The sequence below is a fragment of the Clostridium celatum DSM 1785 genome (genome assembly GCF_000320405.1).
GTDB classification, from domain to species: Bacteria; Bacillota; Clostridia; order Clostridiales; family Clostridiaceae; genus Clostridium; species Clostridium celatum.
On record NZ_KB291600.1, the window covers coordinates 43,029 to 52,555 of the forward strand.

Below are 9,527 nucleotides of genomic sequence, written 5' to 3' on the forward strand. Positions count from 1 at the left end.
TATTAAAATTATATATTTGAAATTTAAAGCAGCAATTTATAACTTATCTAATCAAAAATATTTTCTATTCTTTTATTAATATTAGAAACATCTGTATTTATTTCAATGTTTTCATTAGTAATCTTATATTTTTCCTTAAGTTTTAATATTCTATAAACACTTTCATTTATTCTTTCTTCACTAATAATATTATTTTTTACAGCATTCTTTATTGAATTAATAACATTTAACTCATTTTCATATCCATGACAAACAAGTATTATATCAGCACCTGCATTAATTGATTTAACTGAAGCTTCACCAATATCATAATTTTCAATAATAGCTCCCATTGTCATATCATCAGTTATTACCACTCCATCAAACTCCATATTTTCTCTTAAAACATTAGTTATAACTTCCTTAGACATAGTTGCAGGATTTTCACTATCAATCTTAGTTAATAATATATGTGAAATCATAATTGCATCAGCACCAGCTTTAATAGCATTTTCAAAAGGTATTAGCTCCAATTCTTTTAATTCAGCTAAAGATTTTTCTACTAAGGGTAATCCATAATGTGAATCTACATCAGTATCCCCATGCCCTGGAAAATGTTTTATTACCGATACAATTGAACTATCTCTTATTCCTTCCATAGTTTTTATTCCAAGCCTGCTTACTATATCCGAAGTTTCTCCATATGACCTATCTCCAATTACAGTATTATATGGATTACTTAATATATCTAATGATGGTGCAAAATCCATATTATATCCTTGTTGCTTTAATTCATCTGCAATTATTTTTCCTATATTATAATTTATATTTTCATCATCAAACGCTCCTATATACTGGGCGCTTGGTATTGCTAAAAATTCATTTGGTGTTCTAGATACACTTCCCCCTTCTTCATCAACTGCTATAAATAATGGGAATTTATTACTTGTATTTATTTTTTTAAATTCATTAGTTAAATTTATAACACCCTCTAAACTTTCTACATTGTTGCTAAAAAATATTACTCCGCCAACATGGTTATCTAATATTAATGACTTAATATTTTCATTAATATTTTGACCATCAAATCCCACAATAAGCATCTGACCTATTTTTTCATTTAAAGACATTTCCTCAATATTTTTTTGAAGTTTATCTTCATTTTCCTCTTTGGTACTTTTATCCACTATGTTCTCTTCCTTTGAATCAAGTTGTTTGTTATCAATATTATTATCATTTATATTATTGTCTTTACAACTCCAAAAGAACGTTATTCCTATTATTAAAATTATAAATATTATTGCTCTCTTCATAATACCCCCTAGATTTCACTTAGATATCTATACTTTTTAATTAATATCCAAAGACATATTCCAAAACTTATAATCACTTAATTTTTTCATTATTAATTTTAGCAAATAAATTTTCAGGTTAATTTTCAACTATACTCATATAAAATTCATATGACATAATTAAAATTTATATTATCTATTTTAACAAATGATAATTTCTTTTATATACACTAAGGAGTGATTTATATAAAAAATAATACAAATTTGACTAATTACTTAACTTTAAAAAGACAAAAATTAAAAAGACGTAAAAATTTAAGAAAATTATTTATATACTTATTAATATGTTGTGTTCCAATTTTAACATTTATATTTAAAATTTCATCTATATTCCTTGATTCTACTTCAACTTCTACTAATAATTCAAATTACGTTTTGTCCTCTAATTCATTATTACGAAGTATAGAAGATAGTATTACAATATGTATTGATGCAGGACATGGTGATTGGGATGTTGGAGCCGAAGGTATTACTGGCTCATATGAAAAAGATATAAATTTAGCTGTAGCATTAAAATTAGGTGAAAAATTAGAAAACTCAGGAGTTAATGTTGTATATACTCGAGACTCTGATACACTAAACTGGTCTGATAATGCTATAGAAAATTTGTACGAAAGAGTTAATATTTCTAAAAATAATAATTCTGATTTATTTATCTCTATACATTGCAATAATTCTGATGAATCTTCTTATTATAATGGTGTAGAAACTTGGTATAATCCTAATGATTATAATAGTGAATTATTTGCTACCATAATTCAAGATGAACTTGCTAGTTTAGAATATACAGAAGATAGAGGAATAAAAAGTTATTCTGCTGATTATACTTTAGCTGTTTTAGACCATAATATTATTCCTTCAGTACTTGTAGAGTTAGGTTTTTTAAGCAATTATTATGATGAAGCCTTTTTACTGTCGGAAAGTGGACAAGAACTTTGTGCAACTGCACTATATAATGCTATTCAAACAGCAATTGAAGATATCTTAAATTAAGATATCTTCAATTATTTTATATAAATTAATTTTATAGTATATATTTTAATTATTTAATTCTATATAATTTTTTTGAATTATATCCTATATGAACTATTTTTATTATAATTGAAAATACTGCAAGTATAGCCAGTATAGTTATTGCATATATCATAAATACTTCTTGCGGTAATGCATTAATTATAGGATCCGTAGCAGAGTCAAAAATCCAATAATCATTTCTAAAAAATATTTTATGAAATATAATAAATACTTTAGAAAAATCAATACTAAATAAAATGCCAAGCACTATAAAAAAATTTATTAAAATATTTGCACTTAAATTAAAATTATTAATTAAACTTTTTATTGTCTCCTTATTTTTAGTCAACTTCTGCAAAAAAAAGTAAATTATCATACCCAAGATAAAAATTATTGATATATATATTAAATTTATAAATATATGTTTTACTTCCATAAAATGAATTTCTCCAGCATAACTCATAGTAAAATCATCAAATCTAAGCTTTTCTATAAAAGGATTTTGAAGATACTTAACTAATCCATTATAATTTTTCATTAAATTTTCTGCTGAAACACCTGTTTCTTCAACTAAATTATATTTGTTTATCATAATCTTGTACATAAATGTAGAATTTAAAACTATAACTGTTGCAATTGAAACTATAGAAATTGATGTAATTATTCCAACTAACAATTTAAATAACATTTTTCCTATTACTTTAATACTCATATATTATCCTTTTCTTATTTACTATTTTTTAATCATTTTACTTTATATGTATATTTTATCACAAAAAAATATAAGACAAATTTATTTTATGCTTTTGTCTTATATTTAATTTATTTTACTTATTATTTTCTAAAAAACACTTATCTTTTTCTTTTTTATCCCTATTATCAAATGGATTGTTTATAAGTGCCTTACAATATAAACTTGGATAATTTTTACTTAGATACTTCATATATTCAGCCCATTCTATAGTTAAATACTTATATACAACCATTAAGTCTTTTTCTATATGTTGTATTTCATATTCTTCTATATCAGGTGAATATCTAGTATCTAATTCTTCCTTTAAATGCATTATAGTCATTAGCATTTCTGTAAAAGTTTCATGCTCTAATAAATTTCCATTTGAAATTAAATTAATAAGTAAATCCCTATTTTCATCTAATTTATTTCTTATATCTTTTAAATTAATTTTATTAATATCTATTTCATAATCATATTCTAAAATATCATTATGTAACTTAGAAAAAGATTTACCACACCAAGTATCTGCAGTTATAGTTCTATGATTAGCCATAACTCCATGTGTATCACCTTTCACTATATCTGAAAGTAGTTTTGTTCCAAGTTCTGTATAGAATAGTCCTATAAGCATATTTAATTTTTCTAATAAATGCTCCTTTTCCCTCTTTTCAAGCATTCTATCAATTACTATAGTAGTAAAGAATACTTCCATTGGTATAAATGCAATATCTGCTACTAAAAATATTAGTGTGTGATGTACATCTTTAAAAAGTAAAATATGAATATAATGTAATACTAATGATAATATTACCAATCCTGCACCTATTAATATAGTTTCTTTAGTTTTTTTCTTCAACTATTTTCTCTCCTTATGTATATAATTGAGGGATACTCTTTTCTTATGGCGCTTATAGTATATCAATTAAATTTATTCAAGTAAATATAAATAAATAAAGTTATAATTGTAATTATTTTCTTACAATTATAACTTTATTATTAAAAATAAATTCTATCTTTATTTAAGATAATTCTTCATTTTTTTCATTTGTAAATACTGTTGATGGATCTATACCTAATTCTTCACATGCCTCATCTAAATTGCATCCATTCTCATCCATATACTTTGCTACATAAGCATTTACATCAATCTTTGAATATACATTTTCCATACCATAATCCTCCTAAAAATAATATAAAACTTAATATCTCCAATATTATAATTTATATTCTACCTTGTATTTTATATGTGTTACTCTATAGAATATTCATATTTCATTAATTTTTTGGTAACCTTTACTTAAAATTTATTTGTATTTTTTTCTATATATTCCAATATTTTATTAATTCTACACTTCTTTATTTTCTCCTTCTTAATATTTTAAATTTAATAAAATTAATAATATTAAAAAATTAACCACCTGATATATAGTGTAATAATTATATCTGTTTATCTAATTATGTAAATATGAATGCTATATTAATTATATTAAAAATATGTTTTAGAACTAATTTTCCAAACTTTATGTTATACTATATTTTATATTATAAAATTAGGAAATTTTTTAATAGGAGGTACTTAAAATATGAAAATACATTATGATAAAAAGCTACTTAAATACTGCCTATATGTTAGTCTTACTTCCATAGCTATCTACTTAGCTCTTACTATAATGTCTAATATAGGTACGATTTTTACTACTACTATAAATATTCTGCACCATGGTCTTAATTTAATAAAGCCTCTAATTATTGCTCTAATTATTGCATACTTATTATTTCCTTTAACTAAGGCTGTAGAAAACTTTTTAAGAACAAATTCATTTTATAAAGTAAAAAAGCATGATAATAGAAGATTATTATCTATTATTTCATCTTACGTCCTTGTTTTAGGAGTAATTTTAATAATTCTTTGGGGAATTTACTTTATGATTGGTGGACAATTATCAAATAATCCAACAATAAGTAATATTATTGATGATATATCTAACTATCTTAACACTAATTCATTTTCTACTTCATCAATAGAAACTACTTTACGTAATTTAAATATTCCTTTTATTGATTCACTTGAACCTTATATTATTCAAATTGTAAATGCACTACAAACTTATATTATGAGTAATTTAGGTGCTATGACATCAAATATAATGTCTATTGGTAGCAGTATTGCTTCATTTTTCATAGCTTTAATTATAAGTATATATATTTTAAAAGATTACGAGTATTTTATAGGTTTGTGGAAGAAACTATATAACCTAATTTTTAGAAGAAGTTCTCTTGGAAATAAAATAATTAAAATATTTAAAGTTATAAATGATGTATTTTCAAAATTTATTCGTGGTCAATTATTAGAAGCCTTTTTTGTTGGTGCATTATCTTCTATTGCACTTGCAATTGTAAGAATAGACTATGCTGTGGTAATAGGAATTATTGCCGGTATATGCAACCTTATTCCTTATGTAGGTCCTATTGTTGGAACTGTTCTTGCCGCTATTATGGGGTTACTGAGCGGAAGACCTATAAAAGTACTTTATGCTATTATTGCTATGCTTATTGTTCAACAAGTTGATAATAACTTCTTAGCTCCTAAGATAGTAGGAAATAGTGTAGGACTTCATCCAGTATTTACAATGATGGCAATTTTAATTGGTGGAAATATAGGTGGATTATTTGGAATGCTACTTGCTGTGCCAATTGTAGCATCAATTAGAGTATTATTTAACATGTGGTACGAAAAATACATAACTATCGAACAATAAAGTAATATTACTATCCAACATTATATGGAAAAAGTTTCGATATCACCTTTAGAAATAACGCTTAAGAGTCTATTTTCTATCAAATTATATTAAATGCTAGATTAGAAAAAGTGCTGATATAATAGTCAAATTATATCAGCACTTTTTCGGTTAACTTTAACTTTTAGTTATATTAAACAACCTATTAGCATTGTTATTAGTCCCCCAATAATTAGCGTGATGTAACTAACCCCTATGCTTAAATTTTTCTTAAGTTTATTTACAGGTTTTTCTTGCTCCCTCCTTGCAGCTTCAAGGTTCGTATAATTATTATAAGATGATCCAGTATCTTGTCCTATTAAATTTATTGAACTTATAGATATTCCTCTCATAGAACTAAAAAAGCCTACTATAATTAATAATATTCCTTCTATAAATATTGCATCTTTATAATTTAATGTAGAATTATTAGATATTATTAGTGCAATAACTCCAGCTATTATAGTCCAAATCAATATATATAACCCATACCTTAATAAAGCCATCACTTTTTTCATCTTTATTTTACCCCCATCTTATAAATTTCTTGATTATTGCCTAAATATTTTTACTAATCATTTAGAATTTTAAATAATTATTTTTTTCTATTTTGATTAACTACATAATCAGCTATAACTCCAATTAAAATTCCAAAACATAATCCAATAGATATCTCATTAAAGAAAACACCTGTTGAGATTCCTAATGCTATTCCTAAAGGTAAAAATACCACTTTATCTTCTTGGTTATTTTTGTTTCTCATTTTAATCCCCCAATTAATTAACGAAAAATTTAACCTGTTTACTATCTATTATATTCTTTCAAAATCATTTTTACCATATAATAGAAATCAATTGCAATATTAATATTTTACTGCCATATATTTTATAATATACACCATCAAAAAGAGTTTATTTTCTGTTATATAATTTGAATTTATAAAATTATTTATAAGTATTTCTCCTTTTATACTAAAAAAGAAAAATACCATATATATAACTCAAATAAATTCAAATTATATATACGGTATATTTATTTTATTAATAAGTATATATCTTGGCTATAGTTTCCTTACCATCACACTTCCAAATTACTTTTTCCTTACATTCATCACAAGTTATAATCCCAGTAGAAACACACTCCGGATTTTCTGTAATAATTTCTCCACATTTTGGGCATCTGATTTTATCCATTTTATACTCCTCCATTTTGCATTGTCAATTTATTTTTACCTATGGATATTATTTACTGTATAGATATTTTCGGCTTTCCATATTTTAATAATTTAATTACATAGATTATTATTACCAATTATTTCATTTTTAAACTAAATATTATTCTTAATTTAATGCTTAATACAAAAATAAATATTTCCATTTATCTTTAACACATTAAAATTTTACTTTTTTATACATTTTTAAACATTATTCTATCTATATTATAAATATTTATGTTATAATTTGTAAATACATTTAATTAGTATAATTTTTTTTAAATCCTTATCATATTATTAATATTATACCTATAGATTGTTAGAAAAATAATTTATTGACAGTATCTGTTTAATATAATAAAATTTCCTTAAGGAAATTACGAACATTTTCTTACTTTTTACCCATTTTATTCGAATTTTATACAAGAAAGGATGTGACCAAATTTCATATATTCATTATCTGATGTAATATTATGAGATTAAAGCTTATGATTAATAACTTACTTTATACTATCCCAAAGGAAAATCACACAAAAGAGCAAGTAAAAGAAATACTACTAAATCATCCCGAAATAAAATTTGTTTCATTTGTAGGAATAGATCTTTCTGGAAATGATACTGATGAAAAGATTCCTGTTAACTTATTCCTAAGTGATTTAGATTCTTTTATGCATGGAGTTGCAGTTCAAACTGATGGTTCTTCAGTTGTATTGCCTGGAATTGCAACATTAAATAATGCAAAAGTTGATATGGTTGCAGACTTAAACTGTAAATGGTTTGTTGACTATAATTATGATTTTATAGACACTGTAACAAATAAACCTGTAGGAACATTAAGAATTCCTTGTTTTTTATATCATGATAATAAACCTGTAGATTCAAGAAATATTCTTAACAACGCAGTTAAAACTTTTAAAGAGACGTTATGGCAAATATTCGACACTCATCCTGAAGTTTTAAAAGCATATGACCTAACTAAAGATGAGGTTGAAGAAATAATTATAACTTCTGCAACGGAATTAGAATTTTGGGTTAAAACTCCAAATAGCGATGCTGAACTTGAAGAATTATCTACTTCTCAAGTGCTTCATGAACAATATTGGACAAGAACAAAAGGAAAGGTTCGTACTGCATTAGAAGAAAGTTTATTATTAATGGAAGCTTATGGATTTGAACCTGAAATGGGTCATAAAGAAGTTGGTGGAGTTAGAGCTAAACTTGATGCTTCTGGTAACTTCAATCACGTAATGGAACAAATTGAAGTTGACTGGAAATATTCAGATGCTGTTCAAGCAGCTGATAATGAATTATTTATTAAAATATTAGTTCAAGAAACTTATAGAAGGCATGGATTAGACGTTACATTTATGGCTAAACCACTTGATGGAGTTGCTGGTTCTGGTATGCATGTTCATTTAGGTATTAGCTTAAAACTTAAAAACGGTAAGAGAATTAATTTATTCCATACAACTAAAGACCATTTCCTAAGTGTTATTGGCTACTCTTCTCTAATGGGATTACTTAAAAATTATGAAGTTATGAATCCATTTATATCTTCAACTAATAACTCTCTTAAAAGATTAAAACCTGGATTTGAAGCTCCAGTTTGCATAGTTACTTCTCTTGGATTATCTCCAAGTAATCCATCTAGAAATAGATCAATATTAGTTGGGCTTATAAGAGATTTAGCTAATCCTTTAGCTACAAGATTTGAACTTCGTTCACCAAATCCACACTCAAATGCATATATAACTATAGCTGTGTGCTATATGGCAATGCTTGATGGTATCCTTTATGCAATTAAAAACAATAAATCAGAAGATGATCTTTTAGCTGAACTTTCTAAAGAATATGGTGAAGAAGCTGACTATTTAGAAAAATATAGAAAATATAGAGCTGAAGAAGATGTGTTTGAAGACTTTACAGAAGAAGAAAGAAATAAGTACTTTAGCAAAGCTCCAGCAACTATATATGAAAATATAAAGGCTTTAGATAAATATCCCGAAAAAGTTGAAGTTTTAAAAAGAAACGGTGTATTAACTGATCAACTTATAAATAGTTTTAGAATGGCAGTTATGAAAAGATGGACTATGGAAATTGCTCATAGAATAGTTAATAAATTTACTACAGAAATAAGAAACTGTAAATGCCTTCATAATAGTGAAAAAGCATTAGATTTAGATTTAACTAATTGGATGCAAATTCACGACTTAAGACTTTATATAATGAAAGATACTAATTCAACTGAGAGCCTATTCACACGACTTAAAAATGCAATTTCAGAAAACAATTTAGAACTTGCTTCTGATCTTTATTTAGAACTTGAAGATAAAATGAGTTTATTAAGAAGCATGTATTCATCATATAAAAAGAATCTTTTAGATATTTAGAAAAATAATAAAAATCCAGTAGAACTTATTGTTTATCTAGAGACTGTAGATAATTTTGTGTAATAT

General features: G+C 24.8%; 10 protein-coding genes. 3 read left to right on the forward strand and 7 right to left on the reverse strand.

Annotated features, from left to right (window positions below; genetic code table 11):
• Positions 1-47: 47 nt before the first annotated feature.
• Positions 48-1,292 (reverse strand): beta-N-acetylhexosaminidase, encoded by a 1,245-nt coding sequence (nagZ, locus tag HMPREF0216_RS00740; protein WP_005209938.1) that lies wholly within the window; start codon positions 1,290-1,292, stop codon positions 48-50.
• 216 nt (positions 1,293-1,508) lie between these two features.
• Between nagZ and HMPREF0216_RS00745 the strand changes: the two genes are divergently transcribed.
• On the forward strand, positions 1,509-2,324 hold the full coding sequence (locus HMPREF0216_RS00745; protein WP_083875331.1) for an N-acetylmuramoyl-L-alanine amidase: 816 nt from the start codon (positions 1,509-1,511) through the stop codon (positions 2,322-2,324).
• Positions 2,325-2,373: 49 nt separating this feature from the next.
• On the opposite strand, the gene HMPREF0216_RS00750 is transcribed toward HMPREF0216_RS00745, so the two are convergent.
• From HMPREF0216_RS00750 to HMPREF0216_RS17270, 3 genes are all read right to left on the reverse strand, one after another.
• Positions 2,374-3,057 carry a TIGR01906 family membrane protein gene (locus tag HMPREF0216_RS00750; RefSeq protein WP_005209942.1) on the reverse strand — a complete coding sequence of 228 codons (684 nt, stop codon included), beginning with the start codon at positions 3,055-3,057 and terminating at the stop codon, positions 2,374-2,376.
• Positions 3,058-3,172: 115 nt separating this feature from the next.
• The gene (locus tag HMPREF0216_RS00755; protein WP_005209943.1) at positions 3,173-3,937 is read right to left on the reverse strand and encodes a hypothetical protein; all 765 of its coding nucleotides are present in this window, start codon (positions 3,935-3,937) and stop codon (positions 3,173-3,175) included.
• Positions 3,938-4,100: 163 nt separating this feature from the next.
• Positions 4,101-4,250: a hypothetical protein gene (locus HMPREF0216_RS17270; RefSeq protein ID WP_005209945.1), complete on the reverse strand. Its 150-nt coding sequence runs from the start codon at positions 4,248-4,250 to the stop codon at positions 4,101-4,103.
• 414 nt (positions 4,251-4,664) lie between these two features.
• Here HMPREF0216_RS17270 and HMPREF0216_RS00760 point away from each other — a divergent pair, with 414 nt between their 5' ends.
• Positions 4,665-5,840 (forward strand): AI-2E family transporter, encoded by a 1,176-nt coding sequence (locus HMPREF0216_RS00760; RefSeq protein WP_005209947.1) that lies wholly within the window; start codon positions 4,665-4,667, stop codon positions 5,838-5,840.
• A gap of 167 nt (positions 5,841-6,007) precedes the next feature.
• Here HMPREF0216_RS00760 and HMPREF0216_RS00765 read toward each other — a convergent pair whose 3' ends face one another.
• The 3 genes from HMPREF0216_RS00765 to HMPREF0216_RS16920 all read right to left on the reverse strand — a co-directional run bounded on the left by HMPREF0216_RS00765 (position 6,008) and on the right by HMPREF0216_RS16920 (position 7,051).
• Entirely contained in the window at positions 6,008-6,376 is a 369-nt protein-coding gene (locus HMPREF0216_RS00765; RefSeq protein ID WP_005209949.1) for a hypothetical protein, read from the reverse strand.
• Between the two features lie 77 nt (positions 6,377-6,453).
• Entirely contained in the window at positions 6,454-6,621 is a 168-nt protein-coding gene (locus HMPREF0216_RS16915) for a glycine zipper domain-containing protein (RefSeq protein ID WP_005209951.1), read from the reverse strand.
• A gap of 277 nt (positions 6,622-6,898) precedes the next feature.
• Positions 6,899-7,051 (reverse strand): hypothetical protein, encoded by a 153-nt coding sequence (locus HMPREF0216_RS16920; protein WP_157464278.1) that lies wholly within the window; start codon positions 7,049-7,051, stop codon positions 6,899-6,901.
• A 508-nt stretch (positions 7,052-7,559) separates the two neighbouring features.
• Between HMPREF0216_RS16920 and HMPREF0216_RS00770 the strand changes: the two genes are divergently transcribed.
• On the forward strand, positions 7,560-9,461 hold the full coding sequence (locus tag HMPREF0216_RS00770; protein ID WP_040418403.1) for a segregation/condensation protein A: 1,902 nt from the start codon (positions 7,560-7,562) through the stop codon (positions 9,459-9,461).
• Positions 9,462-9,527: the final 66 nt, after the last annotated feature.

Coding starts and splice junctions, on each gene's coding strand:
- HMPREF0216_RS00760 (WP_005209947.1), top strand. CDS start 4,665: ATGAAAATACATTATGATAAAAAGCTACTTAAATACTGCCTATATGTT.
- HMPREF0216_RS00770 (WP_040418403.1), top strand. CDS start 7,560: ATGATTAATAACTTACTTTATACTATCCCAAAGGAAAATCACACAAAA.
- HMPREF0216_RS16920 (WP_157464278.1), bottom strand. CDS start 7,051: ATGGATAAAATCAGATGCCCAAAATGTGGAGAAATTATTACAGAAAAT.
- HMPREF0216_RS00765 (WP_005209949.1), bottom strand. CDS start 6,376: ATGAAAAAAGTGATGGCTTTATTAAGGTATGGGTTATATATATTGATT.
- HMPREF0216_RS00750 (WP_005209942.1), bottom strand. CDS start 3,057: ATGAGTATTAAAGTAATAGGAAAAATGTTATTTAAATTGTTAGTTGGA.
- HMPREF0216_RS16915 (WP_005209951.1), bottom strand. CDS start 6,621: ATGAGAAACAAAAATAACCAAGAAGATAAAGTGGTATTTTTACCTTTA.
- HMPREF0216_RS17270 (WP_005209945.1), bottom strand. CDS start 4,250: ATGGAAAATGTATATTCAAAGATTGATGTAAATGCTTATGTAGCAAAG.
- nagZ (WP_005209938.1), bottom strand. CDS start 1,292: ATGAAGAGAGCAATAATATTTATAATTTTAATAATAGGAATAACGTTC.